Origin of the sequence: Bacteroides sp. 51 (assembly GCF_010500965.1) — a bacterium.
Taxonomy (GTDB): Bacteria; Bacteroidota; Bacteroidia; order Bacteroidales; family Bacteroidaceae; genus Bacteroides.
In genome coordinates this window covers 36,726-62,023 of record NZ_QVMI01000035.1, presented here as the reverse complement: position 1 = coordinate 62,023, position 25,298 = coordinate 36,726, and the positions used below count along the sequence as shown (strand labels likewise).

At 44.8% G+C, this 25,298-nt stretch carries 15 protein-coding genes; 3 read left to right on the top strand and 12 right to left on the bottom strand.

The window, feature by feature from the left end; translation table 11 throughout:
- Positions 1-184: 184 nt before the first annotated feature.
- Positions 185-2,083, bottom strand: a complete 1,899-nt coding sequence (locus tag D0T87_RS20070) for a trehalase family glycosidase (RefSeq protein ID WP_163177425.1) — start codon at positions 2,081-2,083, stop codon at positions 185-187.
- A gap of 641 nt (positions 2,084-2,724) precedes the next feature.
- On the opposite strand from D0T87_RS20070, the gene D0T87_RS20065 reads away from it, so the two are divergent.
- Genes D0T87_RS20065 through D0T87_RS20055 form a run of 3 tightly spaced genes read left to right on the top strand, consistent with a single transcriptional unit; the run spans position 2,725 to position 8,885 of the window.
- On the top strand, positions 2,725-5,925 hold the full coding sequence (locus D0T87_RS20065) for a TonB-dependent receptor (protein ID WP_163177422.1): 3,201 nt from the start codon (positions 2,725-2,727) through the stop codon (positions 5,923-5,925).
- A gap of 37 nt (positions 5,926-5,962) precedes the next feature.
- Positions 5,963-8,092 carry a RagB/SusD family nutrient uptake outer membrane protein gene (locus D0T87_RS20060; protein WP_239063792.1) on the top strand — a complete coding sequence of 710 codons (2,130 nt, stop codon included), beginning with the start codon at positions 5,963-5,965 and terminating at the stop codon, positions 8,090-8,092.
- Positions 8,093-8,111: 19 nt separating this feature from the next.
- Positions 8,112-8,885 carry a DUF3823 domain-containing protein gene (locus tag D0T87_RS20055; protein WP_163177420.1) on the top strand — a complete coding sequence of 258 codons (774 nt, stop codon included), beginning with the start codon at positions 8,112-8,114 and terminating at the stop codon, positions 8,883-8,885.
- An 81-nt stretch (positions 8,886-8,966) separates the two neighbouring features.
- Here the strand turns inward: D0T87_RS20055 and D0T87_RS20050 are convergent, their stop codons facing one another.
- The 11 genes from D0T87_RS20050 to D0T87_RS20000 all read right to left on the bottom strand — a co-directional run bounded on the left by D0T87_RS20050 (position 8,967) and on the right by D0T87_RS20000 (position 25,291).
- On the bottom strand, positions 8,967-10,817 hold the full coding sequence (locus D0T87_RS20050) for a glycoside hydrolase family 13 protein (RefSeq protein WP_163177418.1): 1,851 nt from the start codon (positions 10,815-10,817) through the stop codon (positions 8,967-8,969).
- Between the two features lie 119 nt (positions 10,818-10,936).
- A complete protein-coding gene (locus D0T87_RS20045) occupies positions 10,937-12,238 on the bottom strand; it encodes a tetratricopeptide repeat protein (protein ID WP_163177416.1) in 1,302 nt (433 codons plus the stop codon).
- A 392-nt stretch (positions 12,239-12,630) separates the two neighbouring features.
- The gene (locus D0T87_RS20040) at positions 12,631-13,662 is read right to left on the bottom strand and encodes a glycosyl hydrolase family 18 protein (protein ID WP_163177414.1); all 1,032 of its coding nucleotides are present in this window, start codon (positions 13,660-13,662) and stop codon (positions 12,631-12,633) included.
- Positions 13,663-13,683: 21 nt separating this feature from the next.
- Positions 13,684-14,751 carry a family 16 glycosylhydrolase gene (locus D0T87_RS20035; RefSeq protein ID WP_163177412.1) on the bottom strand — a complete coding sequence of 356 codons (1,068 nt, stop codon included), beginning with the start codon at positions 14,749-14,751 and terminating at the stop codon, positions 13,684-13,686.
- A gap of 218 nt (positions 14,752-14,969) precedes the next feature.
- Positions 14,970-16,337 carry a glycoside hydrolase family 18 protein gene (locus tag D0T87_RS20030; protein ID WP_163177410.1) on the bottom strand — a complete coding sequence of 456 codons (1,368 nt, stop codon included), beginning with the start codon at positions 16,335-16,337 and terminating at the stop codon, positions 14,970-14,972.
- A 27-nt stretch (positions 16,338-16,364) separates the two neighbouring features.
- A complete protein-coding gene (locus D0T87_RS20025; protein ID WP_163177408.1) occupies positions 16,365-17,951 on the bottom strand; it encodes a SusD/RagB family nutrient-binding outer membrane lipoprotein in 1,587 nt (528 codons plus the stop codon).
- Between the two features lie 18 nt (positions 17,952-17,969).
- Entirely contained in the window at positions 17,970-21,386 is a 3,417-nt protein-coding gene (locus D0T87_RS20020; RefSeq protein WP_239063790.1) for a SusC/RagA family TonB-linked outer membrane protein, read from the bottom strand.
- 240 nt (positions 21,387-21,626) lie between these two features.
- Positions 21,627-22,598, bottom strand: coding sequence for a FecR family protein (locus D0T87_RS20015; RefSeq protein WP_163177406.1), 972 nt, complete (start codon positions 22,596-22,598; stop codon positions 21,627-21,629).
- Positions 22,599-22,926: 328 nt separating this feature from the next.
- A complete protein-coding gene (locus D0T87_RS20010) occupies positions 22,927-23,454 on the bottom strand; it encodes an RNA polymerase sigma-70 factor (protein WP_239063788.1) in 528 nt (175 codons plus the stop codon).
- 242 nt (positions 23,455-23,696) lie between these two features.
- Entirely contained in the window at positions 23,697-24,857 is a 1,161-nt protein-coding gene (locus D0T87_RS20005) for a sodium ion-translocating decarboxylase subunit beta (RefSeq protein ID WP_163177402.1), read from the bottom strand.
- 2 nt (positions 24,858-24,859) lie between these two features.
- Complete coding sequence (locus D0T87_RS20000) at positions 24,860-25,291, bottom strand: biotin/lipoyl-containing protein (protein WP_163177400.1); 432 nt, start codon at positions 25,289-25,291, stop codon at positions 24,860-24,862.
- Between the last annotated feature and the right edge of the window lie 7 nt (positions 25,292-25,298).

Here is a 25,298-nt window from a genome sequence, read left to right as displayed (position 1 = left end):
GGACTATAAAAAGAGTACTGCTTCTATCCGAAGAGCAAAAAGCGCTTGCCAAAATGTTCGGATTTTGATTTGGGTGTCCCAGCGCCAAACTCAGGAAGAGCCTCATTACTCACGTAATAAGGCTCTCACTCTTAATTAATGAAAATAACTAATAAGAATCGATAATCATTAGTTTACTGTCGGGCTAATATATATTGATATACCCATCTTCAATTAATCCGATAAAGCTTAATAATGCCCCCCAATGATAGAAATAATCACTTCGCGGGGTATCATTTCCCACTCCGGTTACGGAATTATAATTCTCAAAGACATACCTGTCGGATAGCCAGCTTTTTAATAATAACTTCTTTGATTTTTCCGCCAGTCCCTTTCTGGCCTCGGGAAGATCATAATTATGCAAGCCCGAATATACCAGGAAGTTTAAAGGCGCCCAGATACGACCTCTCCAATAGATATTATCCTTAAAGGCCGGATCATTGCGGGGTGTTGCAGGAATTACCCATTCGCCCCAGAACTCTTCCGGGTTTAGCAAATGCTCATTCATCATTCTCTCGGCCTGCTGCTGACTTGCGGCATTGGCCAGCAACGGATAGAAATTGGTTGGAGAAATCCTTGGGTTCAACTTCCCAGTATCTGTATGCCTGTTGTAGTACAATCCGTTTTTATCATCCCAAAGCTCCTGTATGTTTCGGGTATACTCTTTACTCCTGTCGGCCAGTTCTTTGGCATCGGCCTTCTTTCCCAGCTCCTTTGCTATTTGTAGCAAATAATTACAGTCCATAATATATAGCGAAGACAGGCCGACATCGTTCAGTTTCATCGTATGCTTTTCCTTATCAAAAGGTATGGCGTCATACATATGTGAATTATCCAACCCCGATTCGAGTGATGCGCCGTACAACTCGTTAATACCACCAGTCTCGTAATTACGGTAAGTTACTTTTTCGAACGGGCTGCTTCCCCAGCACAAGAGTCCGTTGGTTTTTCGGTTCTTATCCCACCAGCGGTTCCAGGTCAGCAGTTTATCATATACCAATTCGAGCAACCATTTATCGTTGTACCGTTTATACAGATTCCAGATGGCAAATGAACCTACGGGCGGCTGCGACCGGTCGCGCGATTTATAATTATTGTCGGCATAGAAATTCGGTACAAATCCGTTTTCCGTCACGGCATTCGTTATCTCCACCGCATTGGCATAGGCCAACTCCTTGTTATCGAGGGCGAACATCATGGCAGCAAAATAAGTATCCCAGCAAAACAATACAAATCCCCCGAATTGTGGGTTCGAACTCCATCTGACATTCCAGCTACGACTTACCGGGGCGATTACTTTTCTGATTGTCGGGTCGTAAATATTATCCCACGCCAACACGCTTTGCATGGCGTTGTAAACCTCATAGTTGGCTCCGTATTTCTTTTGGTTATTTGCTACGAATGTTTCGGCTTTATTGCTGATGAACTGTGTGGCCTCGGCCACTGTCATTGATTCGTTGCAACAGATTACGATAGGCTTGTCGGCCGATAAGTGTATTTCGTCACCCTCCTGTTTCAGGAACTCCCCATGAACAATTCCCGTTATCTTTTCGCTGAGTCCCCCCGAAGCTATTATAAACCGGTTATCATTCATCTCTATTCTATTTAGCCTTAGCCAGAGCGCTTTGGGAACAACGACAAGTGTTCCGCCTTGCCTGTTCCCTTCGAGCGGAGTGATGAGGATAATGTTTTTCAATCCTTCGGCAGCAGTCTGAACCCGTAGCTTATGTCCGCCCCATTCTACAGATAAGTCCGTATATGTTCCATCATACGTTCTCATCCCGGGTCTTACCTGCGGATTTCCACCCACCCGAAAGGTATTGGCTCTTTTCCTGTCTGCATCCAGAACATTTAAATCGATGGCTGCCCCATAAGGTAACAATACATGGGTTAATACGCTGCGGGTGTCCCATGTATTCCATCCGCTGGATAATTGATTTTGTAACTCTTTGTATTTCTGTTCCGGTGTTTCCGTTGTATTTGCCAATAAAAAAGAAGATAGGCTAAACACTAAGAACAGACAAATTTGCTTTTTAATTCTCATAACACTTATAAATATAGAATTGATATAATATAAATCTCTGGCACTCCATTACACCTATTATCGAATAAAAAACAAATATAGTATCTGAGGATTACCGTATGAGTTAATGGGTGCATTAACTCTCCAGTAATTTTTCTCTATAACCCATTTTATTCCGTGAAGAATACCCAATGACGATATAGAAAAAAATGTGAGAAATACGGTCCCAGGATATGTTAACGCACCTAAAAAAAAGAATATTTAGAAAGATTTTTTAGAATTAACCCAAGAGTTAACCCGATAAGTAATCTGCTGGACAAATCTTTGTTCCGTAAAGAATTCTTAGATGTGTAGATGCATGTTTTCATTTCAATTGAAAACAGAAACCGAACTAAACTAAATGAAGAGAGCAGTTTTTTATGACCGGTCAACATTCAGTCTCACTTTATTTAGTCTCTCAGAGTCAGCCTACTTAAAGTAAGGTGTTGTTTAAATCTTAAATGTAGAAATATGAAAAACCCATTAAGTATGAAGAAATCGGCAAGGAGCCGTCCCCAGTTTTCTATCCTTCGAGACAAAGTGTTTCACAGTTTAAAACTGTACTTGAAACCAGATAGCGATGACTTTATCGCTTAATTTCTAATCTTAAATAAAATATAATTATGAACATTCAATTATCAGGAAAGTTAAAGAGAAGTTTTTTGTTTCTTGAAAATGCAACTCCTTTACTTCGGCTGTTTGTGATTCTGTTATTGTATGTCGGAGGCCTTCAGGCAGTACAGGCGCAGGGTAATAGGACAATAACAGGAAAAGTACTCGATGAGAGTGGTGAAACCATTATTGGTGCCAATGTAGCGACTCCCAATAAATCTGTAGGTACGATTACCGATATAGATGGTAACTTTTCCATAAGTATTCCTGCAAACGCAACAACCTTAGTTGTATCCTATATTGGTTATAGAGCTGAAAACGTGAAAGTCGGTACTCAAAACCGCATTGAGATCACGTTGAAAGAAGACGCCCAGAAGTTAGAGGAAGTAATTGTTGTAGGTTACGGTGCGCAGAAGAAAGCAACCCTGACCGGTGCAGTTGCCGCGGTGACGAACAAAGAAATTGTTTCCACCAAGAGCACCAACATACAGAACATGCTTACCGGTAAACTTCCAGGAGTGCGAAATATCCAGAAAACATCCGAGCCCGGACAATTTACCAACCAGTTTGACATCCGTGGTTTAGGTTCTCCGTTATTGGTAGTCGATGGTGTGCCTCGTGGTGATATGCCTCGTATGGACCCGAACGATGTGGAAAGTATATCTGTACTGAAAGATGCATCGGCAGCTATTTATGGGGTGCGTGCAGCCAACGGTGTAGTGTTGATCACTACCAAAAAGGGTGAACAAGGAAAAGCCAAGATCGAATACTCCGGTTATTATGGTATCCAGACACCGGCCGAAATTCTTCGTCCGCTGGGGTCATGGGACCGTGCCCTGCTGGCCAATGAACTTAAAATGCGTAGCACTACCGATCCGCAGAAAGAATACAATCAGGAATACTTCGACAAGTTGGCCAAAGGTGAAATGCCCGATACCGATTGGTATGATGCCGTGCTGAAAAACACAGCGCCACAGCAGCAACACAATGTGTCGATCAGTGGAGGAGCCGGTAAAGTGGACTATTATGTAAACTTCGGTTATACCGACCAGGGTAGTTTCTTCAGAACCAATTCGGCCAATTACAACCGTTATAACCTAAGAACCAACCTGAATGCGCAGATGACTAAACACCTCAAGGCAGGTGTTAAGTTGAATATGATCATGGACGAAACCAACCGCCAGAATCAATCCACGTGGGAAGTATTCAAGATGCTTTGGCGTTCACGTCCTACCGATCCGGTATATGCCAATAACACTGCGCCTTATTTCTACAGACCCGATGTGGAATACAATGTGGCTGCCGTAACACATCCCGAAATGTCCGGATATGTTAAGAATCAAAAGAATATGTTCCAGTCCAATATGTATGTGGAATATGATGTACCATACGTAAAAGGTCTGACAGCAAAAGCGATGTATAGTTATGACAGAACCTGGGATGACAATTCCACTTTCAGAAAGGAATATAACGAATACCGTCACAATGCCGTAACCGACCAATACGAAATAGCCAGTACGCGAAATAGCAAAACCGAACTGAAACGCGAGTTCAAAACAAGCTATTCTACCCTATGGAATGTACAATTGAACTATGACAATACTTTTGCCGAAAAGCATCATGTAGGCGCCCTCTTACTGTATGAAGAAGCCTATAACCAAGGATATGATTTCAATGCAAAGCGGTATTTCGAAATACCAATTCCATATCTTTTTGCTGGTAACTCCGAAAACCAGGAAGGAACCGGAAGCGGATTGAATGAAAACGCTTCAAGAGGATTGGTGGGTAGGCTTAACTATGACTACGCCGGTAAATATATAGGTGAGTTCTCTTTCCGCTATGATGGTTCTTCCAAATTTCCGAAAGGCAAACAATGGGGCTTCTTCCCAAGTGTGCTGTTGGCCTATCGTATTTCTGAAGAATCTTTTATAAAAGATAATCTCCCGTTTGTGCAAAACCTGAAAATCAGAGGTAGCTGGGGAAAACTAGGAGATGACAATGCTTCCAGATTCCAGTTTGTTGAAGGGTATGATTATCCGCAAGACTATCATAACAGAGTGAACCTGCCACGTGGAAGCGTATTTGGAACAACTTTTGTCAACGCTCTGGGCACTCGCAGTGTGCCGAATATGGACATCACCTGGTACACAGCCAAAATGTTGAATCTGGGTATTGATGTCGATCTGTGGCATGGCTTGTTCGGTTTCTCGGTTGACTTTTTCAAACGCGACCGCGATGGTCTGCTTGATAAACCCAGTGTAGTAGTGCCTGCTACATTTGGCTCGGCAATTTCAGAAGCTAACCTGAATGCCGACCGTACCAAAGGATTTGAAATTGAGTTGCGGCATAACCACCGGATACAGGATTTCAGATACAACGTAACAGGTACTGTGCAAATGACTCGCAGTATGTGGACTAAGAAGGTAATGCCTCCTTATTCAAACTCTTACGACAACTGGCGCAATAATTACATCGATCGTTGGAATGATATCTGGTTTGGTAAAGGTAAAAACGGACATTTTACATCTTACGATCATATTGCCAATTCTATTTATGGTAATGCCAATTCACTTCCCGGCGACCCGATCTATGAAGACTGGAACGGCGACGGTATTATTGACGACCAAGACAAGCATCCGATTGCTATTACTACTAACTCCGAAGCAGGTGCCGGACTTCCGGGTACCGACTTGAATAAAGCCCGTAACTATCCGCTTATGAACTTCAGCTTATCGCTTGGAGGACAATGGAAATGTATTGATGTAAGTTTGCTGTTCCAAGGCGCAGCCATGTCATACATTGGTTATGGTGAGCAATTGCTTAACCCGCTTACATGGGACGGAAATGCACTTGATCTCTTATTCGACAGATGGCACCCTGCCGATCCTGATAAAGATCCGTATGACCCAACAAACAAATGGATCTCAGGATATTACCCTTATGGAAAAATGAGGGCGGAAGAAACATCGAAATTCAACATACAAAGTGGGGCTTATGTACGTTTGAAGAGTGCCGAAATAGGCGTTACGATTCCTAAAAACAGTTTCTTCGAAAAAGCAGGAATCAAGAACATGCGACTTTATGTCAATGGTTACAACTTGCTGACAATCACGGGTGTGAAAGGGCTAGATCCAGAGAAACCATCCGAATCGTACGGTTATCTTTATCCGTTGAGCAGAACCTATAACTTCGGTGGCTCAATCACTTTTTAACGAGAGTTGAATCATGAATATACAAAAAATGAAAGATATGAAAAAAGTTCATTTATTAGCAGGCATACTGCTCTTTTCAATAAGCTGGTTAGTGTCTTGTCAGGATTTAGACTTGATACCCACATCCATCATCACCGAAAAGGATATATATAATGAAAATGGAATAAAGGCTTACATGGCGGGGATGTATAATTACTTGCCTATGGAAGATTTCCATTACGATACAAACAGCGATGGCCAGATCGGAGGCGGATATTATGTGGGTAACGGAATTAGTATCTGGAACTTCTGGAACTCAACCGGTGAAATGGTAAATCGAAACAATACCAACTTGCCGCTCCACCGCAGAGGTTATTGGAATAGTGCATTTCAGGTGATTCGCAAGGCAAATACGCTTGTAAAGAATCTGCCGAACTATCCCGAGTTGGAGCAACAATCCAAATCGTGGATTGCTGAAGCTAAATTCCTCCGGGCGTATGTGTACTTTCAGTTAGCCAAACGATATGGAGGTATGCCTAAGATTCTGGAACCACAGTCATTAGACCCTAATGACGACGAGGCTTTATGGATAGCCCGTGAAAGCCATGCCGACACATACGATTTTATCCTGAAAGACCTGGATGAAGCTATTGCCGACTTGCCCGAAACAAGCGAAGCAGGCCGTGCCAATAAGTACGTAGCCGCCGCAATTAAATGCCGCGCAGCCCTTCATGCGGCAACGACTGCGCGTTACGGCTCTATGAAGTTTACTGATTGGGAAGTGGATGGCGTATTGCTGCAAGGAATACCTTCGTCTAAAGCCAACGACTATTTTAAAACAGCCTGGGATGCTGCTAAAATGATTGAAGACGGTGATAAATACGAACTTCACCGGGCCAATGGCGATAAAACGGAGAATTATGCCGAAGTGTGGGAAAAGGCTGATGGTAACAAAGAATCTATATGGCTACGTAAGTACGATTTCAGCATGTCGGTACACTCATTTAATTCTATAATGGCTCCTCCACGTATGTGTAGTGAGGGTGGTGACCGCTACAATCCTACACTCGACTGGGTCGAACTATTCGACGGCTTACCATTGGATGAGAAAGGGAACTTCAGCGCTTTTGATGAAAATGGCGATTATATTGTATACGATGACTGTCAACAACTATGGAATGGGGCAGAACCCCGGCTCCGGGCAAACATTCTGATTCCGGGTAATCTATATAAAGGAGGTATGAAACTCGATTTACGTGCCGGTATCATTAAAGAAGAATATGATCCTGCCACTGACCGGTTCAAGAAGTTTACCGTTGATGACGGAAAAGAACGACAAGGTCTTAATTCGGGATCGGTATGGAATAAAGCTGCCTATCCTAAAGAGAACCCTTTCCGTGCAAGAACCATCTTTGATTGGTCTGCTGATCCATCGGCCAACCAGAAAGATCCTTATAAGCGGTCGGACGGTGTGACGTTTTTCAAGAACGGATTGGATGGTCCGAGGGTAACCGGAAGTACCAATACTTCTAATACAGTAACCGGTTTCTTCGGTCGCAAACACTTGAACATCACTCTGCCCAAATCGGAAACAGTGAACCATACCTCTACACAACCATGGATCGAAATCCGGTATGCCGAAGTATTACTTAACCGTGCCGAAGCAGCCATCGAACTGGCACAGAATGGGGTGGACACCTATCGCGAGACAGATATGCTGAACGATGCTTTCAAATGTATCAATGATGTGCGCGACCGTGCAGGGGCCAATCTTCTGACCAGTCCGTCGGAACTTTCCATGAATCCCGCATTCACCAGATGGGACAGGGAAGGACCCAAAGGGCAGGGTGCATTTGTAGAAGCTCCTACCAGAGGTTTGCAGATCGTACGTGTAGAAAGGTACAAAGAACTGGCTTTCGAAAGTAAGATCTATTGGGACCTGATGCGTTGGTTTACTTACGATACACAGATCCGCAACTACTTCAGAAGAGGGTTATATCCAATTATGTATGCCAAAGGTGCAACGGTTGACGAAAATGGTATTCCAAATGGAAAGTATATATACGATGCTAAATCGGCCGACGAAGCTGCCGGAATGGTAACATTTGCTGTGAATAATTACTATGAGGGCATTCCTTCTGCCGAGTTGAAGAACAATCCGTTACTGCAAAAGAATAGAAATCAATAACTAAAAATTGCAATAAATTATGAAAGCAATAACTAAATATATAGCCTTTGTCTTATGCTGTGTATTAGCCGTATCCTGCGAAATAGACAATTTTGATGAACCGGATGCTACTATTCAGGGAGTACTTTATGACCATACCGGCCAGCCGCTACAGGTTAATCACGGATCAAAATACATCCGGGCAAGGGAGATTAGCTGGGCAAATGGCGATGAGAATATTTTTGTCGGCGCCCAGACATTGGCCGTACAACAGGATGGTACTTACCGTAATACCAAATGGTTTCCGGGCGAATATCGCATGTTGCCCCGCGCAGGGAATTTCTATCCCTACGATGATGAAAAACAGGATGCCGATGATGCCGGTATACTATTGAAAATATCCGGAACCACCACGCAGGACTTTACGGTAACTCCTTACCTCACTATCGAATGGGTAAAGAAGCCAACCGTTGGGGCCGATGGGTTTTTGGAATGTAGTGTTCGTTTCAAAAGAAACCAGAAGCCAGGCTATGAAATGCCCGATGTAAGAGAGGCTTGGTTAAGAGTATCACGTACCGTAAACGTAAAGGACGGAGCAGATACACAGTATTATAAAACGGCATTTGCGTTGAAAAACGAGATGGAAGGACAGGAAATCACATTCCGTACAAACATTGCTTTGAAGTATACGGGTATTGATTACTGGGTCCGCGTTCATATGGATTGTAAAACGGCTGCCGGAAAACCGGAAACCAATTATCCGGGTATGGGCGAGCCTAACTTTACAACGATTGAGAAGATACATGTGCCTTAATTCGTAGTGTGGAAAAAGATATTTTACTGTATGGGCGGTTTGCGAACCGCCCATATGGTAAATTATTCACTTTTGACATACTTACATTTCGATAATCAACACTTCCCGCGCAGCCATTTTCAGCTCTTGGCCGAGCGTAACTGTTTTATTTGTGATAATATCCTTGCCTTGTTTCACACCCTCAAGTATTTCCTTGTAGTAATTCAACGGCAGGTTTACTTCCGCATCCGTGCCGTTCAGCATCACCAATACGGTTTTGCCTTCAAGCTGGCGTGCATATACATATACGCCATATTGTGGGGCAAACTGTACCATATCTCCTTTTGCAATCACGTCATTTCCTTTACGCCAGTTTAATACTGTGCGATAGAAATTGTAGCATTGGTTCTGGATGTCTGTGCGGCTTGCTGCTGTAAATGCATTCTGTGAATCGTCTGCCCATCCGCCGGGGAAATCCTTACGAACGTATCCGTCACTTTTATGTTTCACTCCGTTCATCATGACCTCTGTTCCGTAGTATAACTGGGGGATACGGCGGGTAGTGAGAAGAATGGCAACCGCTTGTTTCAGCTTATCGAGGTCTTGTCCTTCTTTCAGGAAGCGGTCGGTATCATGGTTTTCGTAGAATGCCAGAACCATTTCGGGGTTAGGGTAGAGGAAGTCATACACAAAGTTGTTGTAGATACGGTTAAGTCCTGCTCCCCAGTGAGCGGTATTCTCATCTTTTGCCACATTGATTTTGTCGTAGAAGCTGAAATCCATAACCGATTTCAGGTTACTGTTGAGCGGGGCGGATAGCTTGGAATCCTTTTGCCACCAGGCGGTATAGGCGGGTTCAGTCACCCAGGTTTCGCCTACAACATTGTAATTTGGATATTCGTCGTTCAGTTCCTTCATCCAGTTGCTCATGGCGGTATAATCTGCGTACGGATACGTGTCCATGCGGATGCCATCAATAGCAGAATACTCGATCCACCAGAAACTATTTTGAACTAAGTAACGATATACGTGTGGGTTCCGTTGGTTCAGGTCGGGCATAGATTTTACGAACCAACCTTCGTCCATCAGGAAATAATCTTGTTTGGATGCGTATGGATCTACCATCGGCGGTAGAGCATAGGATGTTTGCACGAAGTTATTCTCGTGGTCTGGATTGTTGAACCAGTCTTTCGATGGCATATCCTTTATCCAGGGATGCTCAAAACCACAGTGGTTGAAGATCATGTCCATCACCATTTTGATGCCTTTGCTGTGTGCTTTGGCTATCAGCGATTTGTACTCTTCGTTTGTACCGAAGCGGGGATCGACTTTATAGTAATCTGTGGTGGCGTATCCGTGATAGGAACCGCCTTCCATATTGTTTTCCAGTACAGGGGTGAACCAAAGGGCGGTAACTCCGAGGTCGGTGAAATAGTCCAGATGGTTCTCAATGCCTGCAAGGTCGCCTCCGTGACGTGCATTCGGATCATCACGGTCTACTTTGTATGGAGATAACCCGGCAATCTGGTCATTGTCGGGGTTGCCATTGGCGAAACGGTCGGGCATGAGGAGATACAAAGCATCCGATGCATCGAATCCCATGCGTTCGCACGGTTTCTTGTCGCGGGCTTTGATTTCGTATTCTTTTACTTGTTTCTTCTTGCCTTGGGTAAAGGTCAGGTCAAACTTGCCGGGCTTTACGTCTTTATCGAGCGATAGGTAAACCAGCAGGTAGTTGTTGCTTTCGAGCCGGACTGTGCTGCTCAGGTTTACTCCCGGATAGTTAACGGATACGGTAGAACCGGCTATATCCTTTCCATAAACCATAAGTTGGAGGTCGGGATTCTTCATTCCGGCATACCAGAATGGCGGATCAATCTTGTTTACATTCTGGGCTGCCAGACTTCCGGCAGATAGTAGGAAAAGAGAAAGTGCAATAAATACTTTTTTCATGATATTAGGGTAATAAAATAAATTACGACTAATATAGAACAATTCTTTCGTATTTACAGTTTCTACTTTCTTTTACCTGGCGTATAGTTTATGCAAACGTTTTCAGAAAGTGGCGTTCTTTATTCTTTTTGCCCTTCCTTAAAGAATTGTTCCTTACGTATGGTGTTCAATCTTCGTTCGGCAACGGTATAATGGGTCATTTCGCCCAGCACCAATGTTCCCTTTTCCATTTTGGGGTCTTCACCTTCTCCTTTTGGTTTGGTTTTCAGAAACAGTTCAAGATATTTTTCAGCATTTTTATTATCTTTCAGATAGTCTTGATAGGCAGCTCCTATAGTATATAGCATTATCTTTTTACGCGGATTATATTTGTATATCTCCTTGTAGGCTTCCACTTGTTCTTTGTACATGCTAGCATAATAACAGCAATCGGCAAGGCCATTATACAGGTTTATCATAATTGAGTCGGAGGGAATGGCCAGGTTGATCGCTTCATTCAGCATTGCTACCCCTTCCTTTTTCCAGGATGTTTTGGCGCAAGCCCGCCCCAGATAATATAATACATTGATGTTTTTAGGATCATATTTATAGGCTATGCGCAGGAAGTCGTGTGCTCCGTAGTAGTCCTCTATGGCATAGTAGGACATTCCCAGATAGTAGCTTGTCATGCGGGTGCTATCTCCTTGGTTTACAAGATATTCGTACCGGTCTATTGCTTTACGATAATCTTTGGTGAGGCAATATGCTTGTGCATTCTGCCGGTTTACGTATATATTGGTACTATCCTTTTCTCTATATTTTTCGGTTACTGTAATTGCTTCCTGAGGCGCATTGGTATTGATATGCAGGTTAGCGAGTTTGGCCACCGATAAATAGTCGTGGGGTTCTTTTTCGACGATTGTTTTGTAGTAATACAGCGCAGAATCGGGCCTCATCAAGCCTTCCTGCGCCTGCGCCATTAACCGCATAACAGCCGTAGAACTGTCGTTTGCCATAACTTCATGACAAAACCTTCTGGCCTGTGCGTATTGCTCCATGATACACAGTAAGCTAATTCGTTGCAATTGGAGATATTTATTCTCGGGCGTTAGGGCAAGTGCCTGCTCATAACTTTTCAGACCTTCGGTGAATCTTCCTGACAGTTTACAGCATTCGGCCATTTCGATAATAGCCCGGAGGTTTTCCGGCTCCCCGGCCACCACCTCGCGAAAGGCTTCCAACGCTTCGCGGTAACGATTTAATCCCCGCAATGCCTGTGCTTTTTGGAAAGTGAGTTGAGGCGTCGGCGTTTCTTTTGATATCAGTCCGAGTGCGGTTTCGTAATCGTAATTTGCCATTGCCTCCCGTATGGGGCCAGCTTGCTGTTGCGCCATTGTTGATAGGCTGATGCAAAAACAGAATAGTATAAGTACTTGTTTCATGGTTGCATTTGATTAAAGTATTGCTCAGTTAATGGGTGCAAGTTAACGTAAAAGTTTAAATCTACGGAGTTTTCGTAAGAAGTTTCAGATAGATTAACGTTTTACGAAAGATTCGTAACCAGGTGGCAAAGTCTAAGGACGTATCTTATAGGTGTATGGATTAGTTACTTTATGAAAACAGGTCTTCGAAACATCAATTTGCGTTTGCTGCAAACATCGATTTGTGTTTGCTGCAAAGACAACCTTGCGTTTGCAGCAAACGCAAGTCGACGTTTGCAGCAAACGCAAAAACCGACCTCAGAAGCGTTCTGGGGCCGGTTTTTATAGACCTTTTTATAGCATTTTGCTATCGAAGACTTACGGGGTATGCGTAAAGTGGTTGATTATTTTTACTACCTCAATACATTATATATCGTGTTTAGAAGACTCTTTTCTGCAATATCCGTGTCTTGTGTAATCTCCCAGAACATAATGCCACCCAGTTGGTGCTGCTTAATGTATTCTGCTTTCCGTTTGATGGTTGGTATGCCATCATAATACAACAGGCCGATGGAATCTTGTAAATGGGCATCTTCGTCGGGGTATTGAGTCAGGATGTCCCGGTAAGGTATCCCGCGAGCGCCTGTGGCATCGTTGGGCGATAGGAAGTGATAGCCATAGAATGGAACACCGGCAATGAGCTTCTCTTTGGGTAGTTTCCGGTTGTTGAGCCAATGGTCGATGGCTTTTTCGAAGAAAGTCCAGTCGGAATGTGGGCCGGTTCTTTCGCCCGACCAGGGACCGGTTTCATCATAAATCATCAGGCTTACAAAATCAAGGTACTGATGCATGCTTTCGTTGAAGCAGTTGTATAGTCCGAATCCTCCGCCGTTATCCCATCCGGCATTTACGGCAGCGGTGATGAGTTTAGTCGATCCGAGCGCTTCGCGGAGTTCCTTGTAAAGGAGTTCCAGGGCAGTGCGGCATTCTATGTCCTTTTCGCTGGCTCCGTTAGGACCGCCTTCCCATTCTTCGTAATCCACATCTACACCATCCAGGTTGTATTCGGTTATGATTTTTTTGAGGTTGTTGACCAATGCAGTACGGGTTTCTGCATCCAGTATGGCTGGGGCAAAGTTCTTCGATCCGCCTCCACCGATAGAAAGCAGGACGCTCACTTTATGTTTTTGCGCTTCTTCGATAATGTACTTGTTTTTAATGATCTCCTCCATCCGCAGACTGCCATCGGCATTGACAAAGCCAAAGGCCAGGCATAAATGGGTAATCTTATCCCAATCGGGGGTATAAGGCATTCTCCACGTCGGAAGGTAGGCTACAATGTAAGGTTGCTGGGCAATGTCTTGTATCGTTTTCTTTTGCGGGCTGCATGCTCCCATGAAGAGGATGCTTAGTAAAGCCAGAATAAGGATAGAACTCTTTTTCATAGTCGTACTACTTTAGTTATTTTACTTTTTCCTGAAAATCCGAACGTAATCTATCTCCATCTCACAAGGGAAGATGCTGTCGTCCACTCCCTTCATTCCTCCCCAATCGCCACCTACGGCAATGTTGAGAATCAGATACAATTCTTTGTCGAAAGGCCACACCCGCATACTGGATTTATCTTCGGGCTGGTAACGGAGATAGACGTTATCGGGGGTGTCGAGATAAAACTCTATTTTATCGTCTGTCCAGTTCATTCCGTATACATGGAAATTGTCTTCCACACCTTTTACGATCTTCGAAGCAGATATTTTTTGCGTACCCTCCAGAGATTGGGTGGTATGAATGGCGCCATAAATAATATCTTTATCGCAACCCACATACTCCATAATGTCCAGTTCGGAATAATAGGGAGATGCTTTGTTGCCGAACAGCCAGATTGCAGGCCAGATGCCAACGCCTCCCGGAAGCTTGGCACGGACTTCTACGCGTCCGCGTGAGATTTCCCTTTTTCCTTTGGTGGTGACACGGGCTGAAGTGTAATCGCCTACTTTCTGTCCGGCGCCCGATTTAACGGCTTTGAGTACCAGCTTGCCATCGCGGATGAAGGCATTCTCTGATTTACTTGTATAAGTTTGCCATTCATTGTTTCCCCATATTCCGGTTCCCTGGTCAAAGTTCCAGTATTGGTAGTTCAGGCTGGGGTTGCCGAACTCATCGTTCCACCATAAGCCCTCGTTCTGTAGGAAATAGTATGAATCTTCGCTGATGGTAACGCTTTGTGTGGCGACTTGTGTCTTTCCGTTCAGAGTATACTGTAAGGCAATGGTGTATGTTCCTTTCTCCTCAAAATAATAGGAAAGTTCGGGTATGTTTGATTTCTGTTTAGAATCGTCTTGAATGATCCATTCGTAAAGCGCATCGGGATTACCGTCTGATGCTTCAAACCGAATGAAATTGGGGGTCGTTGCGTCTTGATAAACTGCGAAAGTTATCTTCTTGCCATCGTCTTCATTGTCGCTTTTGCTGCATGAGTAGCTGCAAAGGGTGGCGATGAGCGATAACAAGAGAAGTAATGTATGCTTTCTCATTGTTTTTGGGGTTAGTAGTGGGAGAGGGTTATCTGTAGGGGCGGTTCGCGAACCGCCCTCAAGACAGTTGTGACTCACATTTGGGTGGTTCGCGAACCGCCCCTACAGCATCATAGGCTTTTTAACAGTCCCTTGAATAAAATAATATAAAAATAATCCCCGGTGACCAAAGGTCGATTAATGTGTTAAGTTAATGCACCGGGGATTATATGAGGGAATTATGGGTTCATGGCCTGATAAACCGCTTTGGTCAGCGACTTACTTGCTTCCTGCGAGTCGTTATCCAGTGTCCAGATAAACATACCCTTGGCACCTGCTGCTATAGCTTCGCCCGCTTTGGAAGATACATTTGTTCCGTATCCTGTTCCAAGACCTGTATAGAAGATCTGGGCATTACCCATTTGCAAGTGCTCCTTTTGGGCAGCATCCGCATCCATAGCCAAGATCTCTTTGTATGTAGGGTAGGCCAGGAATTCATCTATATTTCCCCATGTCGGGCTTGTTCCGGGAGGAATATCATATTTAACACCAAAGGCTCCGATTCCGACAAGTGCTTTGGACGCCGGGATACCTTTACCCGCAAACTTAGCAATATTATCGGCGATTTGCCAATTCGGTGCATGCTGAACAGGCGACAGGTCGGTACCTCCGAAGAGCATCAGGTTTACCCAGTCCAGACGATCCACTCCGCCCAGGTAGCCGTACTGATCGCCATTGTTCCAGGCCATTGGTATGGAGGCGGTTACAAAGTATGTACCCCGTTCGCCTTCGTACTGGCTTGGGAATGCTTCGCCCAGCTCTTTCATAAACTCAGCGATTTGTGCATGATCCGTTAATCCGCCGGCATCGTTGTTTGCACTATTCATGGAGATGTTCACACCATCCAGATCGTACTCTTCGACGAAGTTCTTTATGTTGGCAATGAGTTGGGTGCGCAATGCCGGGTTAATGGCAATTTGGTTCAGCGCCGTCTGGTTGTAACCACCAACTCCGGATATAACATTCATCGGTCCGGCAATGTCGATAATTACATATACCCCCTCGTTATGAGCCAATGATATCACCGTTTTCAGACGTGCCAGAGCAGTAGCATCGGGCAGCTTAAGGGTAGGCGAAACTTCTTCAACCTGTAAGGAAGTGTACATCAGGTGGGTAATGTTGTCCCACTGCACATAGTCGGAAGTGCCATTTGTTGTGAGTACACCCATCACTACACGTTCGTGGGGTTTAGGTTCGAACGGTTTGGTTACCGTAACTTGTGCAGTACGATAACTTGATAGTCCGTTACGTTCCACTTCGAACCGGAGGGTAAACGGTTCGGGAGAAGTAATCTGGTGTTCAACCGACAGACCGCTACTTACCACTTCACCATCTACCAACCAGCGGCATGTGATATTATCGTCGGGGGAGACGATAGCCGTATATTTCATCACATCGTTCAGTCCGTATACATAGGTTGAGGCCCATTCCATGTATATTTTGGGCAGTTCGTCATCGTCAAAAGTAGGATTACTAGCGTCGTCGTCGCTACATCCGGCAAGGATTAATCCTATAAGCAGGGCATATATAAAATGTATGTATTTCATAAACGTTCTTTTTTGAGTTATGGTTTCTTATTGTGCATCCCACCAAACACCGATTGTCCAGTCGTATCCCGGAACGCGGGCGATGGCTTCGTAGTAGTTCTCACCGTTTTTCACTTGCTCTTCTACCGGATACAGCAAACGTCGTGGAGTCTTTCCACCCGATTGGTTACGTCCGGGGTCAAAGTTGGTGAATATAATTTCAGGAATATTCGTACGTCTCCAGTTGGCGAACACCTCAAACGGATTCAGTACGTTTCCTACCCATAACTGCATGTTAATCTGTTCCATTTCACTTCCGGCAACCAATGCATTCTTTTGTATGAATTGGTTGATTGCAACTTCGGATACGGCAGGTGCACCATACACCGTCATGTGCTCAACAGATGCGCGGAGCGCTTTCTCATAATGGTCGGCTACGGTGCCCGGTACATCCCAGTTGCGTAGTTTCGCTTCGGCAGCCAGTAATTCTACTTCTGCGTAACTCATATTAATATAAGGAGCATCATAAGCCATAAACCATTTAGAAGGTTGCAACAACAAATACTTACCGGCCACTTCAATGTCTTCTCCGCCCACTTTCAGTACTCTTGCAGCGGGACTTTCTTCCCAGTCGAAGCGGTCGGTTGGACGTGCCATATCGGTATAGTTGCCTACTGCGGCGTAAACAATGCTGGTGATGTCTGTATCTTTTCCATCGTCCAGGTAACAACCACCATAGATGGTGATTCGCGGATCGGATGTCGACTCCATATATTCGATCAGTCTTTTAGAGTAACGGAAGTTTCTGGGTTCCTGACGGAAACGGTTTGCCAGTCCATTACCACGTCCCGGACCAGCCGATGGGTTTGCCAGGTTCTCAAAATGAATCAGACAGATGTCGCTGTTGCTTGTCATTACTCCGTTTTTGATAGCAGCCTCGGCTTCTTTCTTCGCTTTCTCCGGATTTACTTTAACAAGGCGCATAGCCAGGCGGAGGCGGAGGGAGTTACAGAATTTCTTCCATTTATTAATATCGCCATCGTAATAATGATCGTACAGAATCACATCTCCACTCGGATTGAACTGACTATTAGCTAATTCGAGTTGTTCGAAGAAGTCGTTATAAATATCTTCCTGTTCATCATATTTGGGTTTCAACGTACCGGAATAGTATCCTGCACCACCATCGAAGTAAGGAATATCTCCATACATATCGGTCAGTTGGTTGAATACGTAGACTCTCATAATGCGCCCGATGGCGTTGATATTAGCCGTTTCCGGGTTGTCTTTTGTCCGCTCTACAATGTCGACCAGGTTTTTAGACAAACGGGTGTATCGGCGCAGCCACAATTCGGCCATATATGCATCGCTCTTGATGCCCAGACAACCATATTCCACCGTTCCCCAGTCGCCACACCATTGTTGAACAAAGCCACCGGGATACATGAAATGGCGGTGCCACTCCTGGTAATCATTGGTGAGGTACATTTGTATGGTCGGCAGGATCAGGTTCGGGTCCATATTGGTTGATTTGGTCGGGTCCTGATTCAAATCTTCAAAATTACTGCAAGAGGTCACGGATGCCACTGAGAAAAGAATGGCCAGAGCTCTTACGATGATACTATGTTTTTTCATGTTCGTTCTCATTTTGGGTTACAAACTAAACTTGAGGTTAAATCCGAATGATCGTCTTGAGGGTAATGAACCGTACTCAAATCCTTGTCCGTTGCTGTTATTATAGCTAGATTCGGGGTCGATGTTAGGTACATCAGAGTATATAGTCCACAGGTTACGTCCGTAGACGGTGAACGCCACGTTGGTAAACGGTGTCTTCTTCAGCCATTCTTTCTTCAAGGTGTAGCTTAACGTCATTTCTCTCAATTTGATGAATGAAGCATCGTAGATGAACGGTTCGGGCGTGCCGGAAGTCAGGAAGTTGGTCCAGTACTTTTGTGGGTCGACCGCTTTGGTATTTGTTTCATATTTCGGGTTCTCGACTGTTCCTACATTCACAACTCCTTTACCGACGAAACCTCCGGTTGCTGTCCAGCTGCCGGTTTCTATATTTTGCTGTTTACGCTGTTCTTCGGAGTTGTACCACTCTTTACGACCTTCGAGGGTTGCCTTGGCCGTACCGTTTGAGTGGGCCATCATGCTACTCATGGAATATACATCTGCTCCCCATTTTACATCGAACAGTGCGCTTAGTGAGAAACCTTTATAACTCAGCGAGGTTCCTAAACCACCCGTCCAGTCGTAAACGCCATTGCCTAGTACTTCGAGTTTATCGCCTACCAACGGGTAGCCGTTTTCCCCGTAAATCACTTCACCTGCTTCTGTTCGGAGTAGTTTTTTACCGATAATCACACCGTATGCATCTCCCTCGCGGGCTTGGATCATAGCGCCGGCCCAGCGTGCTTCTGCCAACGGATATTCGCTGATCTCGTCGTGGAGTCTTACTACTTCATTTACGTTGCGGGCAAAGTTCAGGGTAAAATCCCAATAGAAATCTTTGGTCGAGATAGGAGCCACATTCAGGCTCAGCTCAATACCCTGGTTAAGGATCTCACCGCTGTTTACGGTTGAGTTTTCGAAACCGCTGGCCGATGTCACCGGCAGGTTCATAATCTGGTCTTTAGTGCGTTGCGAATAGTAACCAATGTCGAGTCGCATCCGGTTGTTGAGGAAGCGTAAGTCGGCGCCGACTTCGTACGAGTACGTGCGGGTTGGTTTCAGATTAGCAGGTGGAATACTTGTCGAGGAAATCTCTCCCAAAGGTTTTCCATTGAAGGTATGTGATAACAGACCGTAGTTCAGGTTCAACATATACGGATTGGTATCACCTCCCACTTGTGCCCAGGATGCTCTTAACTTACCGAACGATAAGAATGACATAGGCCAAACGTTGGTAAAGATAAAGCTTCCGGAAACAGACGGATACATATATGAATTATTTCCTTTAGGCAGGGTAGAGGTCCAGTCATTTCTTAACGTAGCGTCTATATAAAGGAAGTCTTTATAGCCTAGGTTTACGGCTCCGTATACGGAGTTAATCCGCTTGCGAGGCTTGTAGTAGGTGACTGTGGTTTCAGAATAGTTTGTAATGGAGTACATGTCCGGAATCACCTGGTTCTCGCCTGTATTCATAAACATTTCCTGTTTGTAGAACATCATATTTCCTCCAACGAATGCGGACAGATCGAAGTCTTTACCAATTCTTTTGGTATATCGCAAGATACCTTCGGCATTGGTTTCGGTAACGTCGATGGAGTTCTCCGACATGGCTCCCTGTTTGGCAGTAGGCGTGCTGATGGCCTGGAACTCGGTGATACGGAACTTGTAAGAGTCGGTACCGCCACGAACTTGCAACGTTAAACCGGGGATGAATTCGTAACTAGCCTGCATATATCCCATGATACGGTTCTTGCTCGAACGGTTGAACATTTCGTTCAGCGACCAGTAGGGGTTGATACGGTAGATGTTACCGCCGTTCCAGTCTACGTAATCTCCATATTCATTCTTGTATCCGTCGGCCAGCCATTTCTGGTCGAGGTTGGGTGCAAGACCGATCAAAGCCAAACCTACGTTGTTAGGCGAGTCGGAAAGGGCAGGACGGTTCTTTACCTTTTCTGTGATATAGTTTACACGCGTTTCAACCCTGAATTTGCTTGTGATATTCGCGTCTGCTTTGATCATAAAGGAGTTTCTGTTCATGTTCGACTTGGGAACGATGTCGTTATTGCGCATATCCGAAACAGAGGCGCGTATGCTGGCTTTGTCGGAAGCCGAGGTCACAGAAACAGAGTTGTTGAATGTGGTACCGGTACGGAAGAAACTTGAAATATTATCGTTTACATTTCCGTAAGGTTTCTGCTCGCCGTTGAATATATAGGTATTCATGTTCGGGTTCAGTTTGGCTCCCCATGATGCTTGTGAAGCTCCACGTCCGGTTTCGTAACTGATAGGCAGTTCACCGTTACGTCCCATACCATATTCTCTTTGATAATCGTCGAACTTGGAAAGCTGGGTTACGAAGTCGACACTACTGGTAACATCTATACCGAATCCCTTTTTGTTGGCTGATTTTGTGGTGATCAGTACCACCCCATGCGTTGCCCGCGAACCATAAAGTGCGGCAGCCGAGGCGCCTTTCAGTACGGAAAGCGATTCGATGTCTTCGGGGTTGATGCCGGATATACCGTCGCCCATGTCGTAGCCTCCCCACATGCCGGCTTCGCCGAGCTGTGAGTTGTCCATAGGCACACCGTCGATGACATAAAGCGGTTGATTGTATCCCGACAGTTCGGCATTACCACGGATCACGATACGGGTAGAACCGGATGGTCCGGCGGTGGTAGAGGAAATGTCTACCCCGGCCACTTTTCCCGAAAGTGCACTCATGGCATTGATAGGCTGACTGGCTGTGATGGCGCTTCCGCTTACTTCGGATACGGCGTAACCCAACGCTTTGGCTTCACGCTTGATGCCCAGTGCCGTTACAACGACTTCGGTCAGTGCTGTGGCATCTTCTCTCAATACCACACTCAGTCTTTCGTTCTTGCTGATCTTGAATGTTTGCTTGATATAGCCGATGAAAGATATTTCAAGGCTTCTGCCTTCGGGCACGTCTATCGAGAATTCGCCCATTACGTTGGTTATTGTGCCGAGGGTTGTACCGGGTACGGTAATGTTGGCTCCGATTACTTCCGCTCCCGTTTCGTCGAGAACAGTTCCGGTTATCCGATAGGTTTTTGCTTGTTGCACAGCTCTGGATTCTTCCTTGTAGATCATAATATACCGTCCGTTAATCTTATACGACAGGCCTTGTTCGGCCAGGGCGGAATCTAACAGATCCATAACGGAACTGGGGGTAGGGTTGACCTTTACTTTCTGATCCAGGTTTACGTCTTCGCTACGGTACCAGAACGTGTAGTCGCTCTTTTGTTTTACGATGTCGAAAACTTCCTTCATCGTTTCTATCTTTGCGTCGGCAGTGATTTCTTGCGAGTAGACATTTACTGCGGAGGCGCAAAAAACAAAGCATAGATTTAAGATTAAACTTAATTTCATAATTACAAGAAGTCTGTGCCTCAAAGGAATGTGGCATAAGTGTACTACGTTCGAAATTATTTTCATAACTTTGTAACGGTTTTAGTTAGTATTATTGAGTCTTCAAAGGATGGTGATATCAGGCTAAAGCCCAATCTCGAAACCGGAAGGTGTTGCAGCATCTTTCGGTTTTTTGTTTTTCTGTCAACTGCTGTCTTTCATAATGTTTACGTATTAGATTGTAGGTGTTATTTCTGAAGGTTATTCATAGATGATTATTTTATTGTTCTTACGCTCGTATTTGACGCGGTTGTCCATCATGGAGAACATGGTAAGTATCTCGTCGATGGATTCGTCTTCTACAAACTCGCCGGTGTAGCGTATGTTTTTCAGCTTTTCCACGGATATTTCGATCTCTACGTTGAAGTGGCGTTCGAGTTTCCGCACGATGTCGTCCAACGGCATGGAGTTGAAATAAAGTTGGTTGTTGGTCCAGCCCACTACTTCTTCGGCATTGATGTTGCGTTTCAGGATTTCTTGGGTCTGCTTGTTGTAAACGGCTTGTTGGTCGGGGGCAAGGATCAGTTCGCCTTCGTAGTCCTTAACGCTGAGGCTGACTTTGCCGGTGGCCAGGGTGACGCAGATGTAATCGTCCTCGTCGTATGCCTCGACATTAAATGTGGTACCGAGAACTTTAACATTAATCTTTCCGCTGTGAACCATAAAAGGCACTTGCTCGTTTTTCCTGATATCGAAGTAGGCTTCTCCGGTAAGTTCCACTTTACGGGCTTTGTTGGAAAAGGCGGTGGGGTAGCTTATGGTCGAGCTTCCGTGAAGGATAACGGTCGACCCATCGGGCAGAGTGATCTCTGATTTTGTTCCCGATGGGTTGCTCATTGTGATTATCTGATTTACCCTATTGAAATTGTTTTGATATAAAAAGAAGCCCGAGAAACCGATCAGCAGTGCAAGGGATGCGGCAATGGATATGGTTTTAAAGTGTGATATGCGTCGTTTGCTGGCGTCGATCCGGCGGTGAATATCGTCGAGTATGCTGAAACGCATGTTCTCGGCTTCACATTCAATGCTTTCGTCGAGCTGAATGTCTTCGATGAGCTTGTAGAGGTGGTCATTGCCTTTTTCTTCCCTCCACTGGCGAAGTTCTTTCTGTTCGCTTTCCGATAACTCGGAAGTGAAGCTTTTATTGATTAAATCTAATTCTTTTTGATCCATCGTTTTAGTGGCTTTTATATAGATGAGTCGGGCTGTTTTGTTTTCGTTTAAAGGAAATAGGTTTTTTTTCGATTTTAATTCAGTTAAGTCCTTTTTTACTGTAGGGGCGGTTCGCGAACCGCCCGGAAATGGCTTCTTGTGTATTCTTGTGTATTGGGCGGTTCGCGAACCGCCCCTACAGTTATACTATGGTAGCACTCGTTGGGTACTATGGTAGCGCTCGTTGGGTACTATGGTAGCGCTCTTTGGGTAGTATGGTAGCACTCTTTGGGTACTATGGTAGCAAGCTTAGGGTACTATGGTAGCGCTCCTATGGTAGTATGCTGGTTTAGCCCAGAAGCATACAAAGCAAAGTAATAAAGGTTAGGTTGGGAAACTGCTGTTTAACCTGCGAGGTTATTTTCTCAATAGCAATCTTCATTTGTACCCGCACCGTGCTTTCGGAGATGGACAGCCGTTCGGCAATCTCTGCATTTTTCAAACCCTCATGGCGGTTCATCAGGAAGATGGCCCTGCATTTTTCGGGCAGCTCATCTATGATCTGACCTACAAACGCTTCAATTTCTTCATTGATCAGTTTTCTTTCGGGTGTTTCGTCTTCGTTGATTTCCAGTTGGATCGGTATTTCGTCTATGGAAACATTCTTGTAGTCGTTGTTCCTGTGTAGATATCGCTGAACCTCGTTCCGGGTGGTGGTATATAAATAGGCTTCTATTGATTTTATTTTGGTGAGCGATGCTTTGGAACGCCATACCGAGAAGAATACGTTGGAAACCACCTCACGACAAGCAGATGTATCTTTGAGCAAATAATAGGCAAAGCGGAAAACCTGTTTATAATATATATTATAAAACATGTCAAAAGCTTTACGATTGTCAATAGAAACCCTACGTAAAAGTTCGTCGGTTGGCAAATCTATCATATGTTCTTCTTCCGGGTATCAGAGGTTACTGTAATGCAAACATAACTAAAAAAAACAAAAGTTCATGGTTTTGCCCAAAATATATATGTTAATGCAAAAAAGAAAGCGTTCCTAACACAAAGGAACGCTTTCAGTATGGTTGTTGTACTTTCGTAGGAAAGTCTACAATCGTCGAATTAGATCAGGAATCCAAGTAAGATACCAGCAGCAACAGCCGAACCGATTACACCGGCTACGTTCGGACCCATAGCGTGCATCAATAAGTAGTTGGTTGGATCGTATTCCAAACCAATCACCTGAGAGATACGGGCCGAGTCGGGCACGGCAGATACACCGGCGTTACCGATAAGCGGATTGATCTTATTGTCCTTCTTCAGGAACAGGTTGAAGAACTTCACGAACAATACACCCGAAGCGGTTGCAATGACGAATGAAGCTGCACCCAGACCGAAGATCAGGATAGAGTCTAACGTCAGGAACTGTGAAGCCTGTGTAGAAGCACCCACCGTCAGACCTAACAAAATCGTGATGGTATCAATCAGCGGACCGCTGGCAGTGTTAGCCAAACGACGGGTTACACCACTTTCTTTCAGCAGGTTACCGAAGAACAGCATACCCAACAGCGGAAGACCCGAAGGTACAAGGAAACAAGTGAGCAACATACCGATAATCGGGAACATTACCTTCTCTGTGTGAGATACCACGCGGGGAGGTTTCATACGGATTACTCTTTCCTTGCTGTTGGTCAACAGACGCATGATAGGAGGCTGGATTACAGGTACCAAAGCCATGTAAGAATAGGCCGATACCGCAATAGCACCCATCAGGTTAGGAGCCAGTTTAGAAGAAAGGAAGATAGCCGTAGGTCCGTCGGCACCACCAATAATACCAATTGCCCCTGCCTGGTTAGGTTCGAAACCAATAAGTAAAGCGATGATATACGCCCCGAAGATACCGAACTGTGCAGCAGCACCAATCAACATCAACTTAGGGTTAGAGATCAGTGCCGAGAAGTCCGTCATGGCCCCGATGCCCAGGAAAATGAGCGGCGGATACCAACCGGATGTCACACCTTGATACAGGATATTCAAAACAGAACCCTCTTCGTAGATACCTACTTGAAGTCCGGCTTCCAGATTGAAAGGGATATTACCAATAAGCATACCGAAACCGATCGGAATCAATAGCATCGGTTCAAATTCTTTGGCTACTGCCAAATAGATAAATAGAAGCCCCACCAGGATCATGATGATATGCTGGTATGTAGCATTCGCAAAACCAGTATAATCCCAGAAAGCAACTAAGTTATCTCCTAAAAACGATAAGAATTCTCCCATAATTATTCAATGATTATGAGGTCTGTACCTTCAAGAACAGAATCTCCGTTTTTAACATTAATAGCTGTAACCTTACCGTCTTTGTGCGCGTTGATGTTGTTTTCCATCTTCATCGCTTCAAGGATAAGTACAGTTTGACCTTTCTTCACATCGTCTCCTTCTTTCACTTTAATGTCGAGGATAACACCTGGAAGCGGAGATTTTACACCTTCTTTTTTCGCTGCTTTCGGAGCATTTGCTACTACCGGAGCACCGCTTTCTGTTTTTGGAGCAGCCGCAGGGCGTTTCACAATTTTCGGAGCAGCCGGAGCCGGTCTGTCCAGTTCAACTTTGTAAGGTGTACCGTTTACTTCAACATGGGCAATATTGTCTTCAACGTCTTTAATAACTACGTTGTAAGGATTACCATTAATTTTATATTTATATTCTTTCATTGTTCTG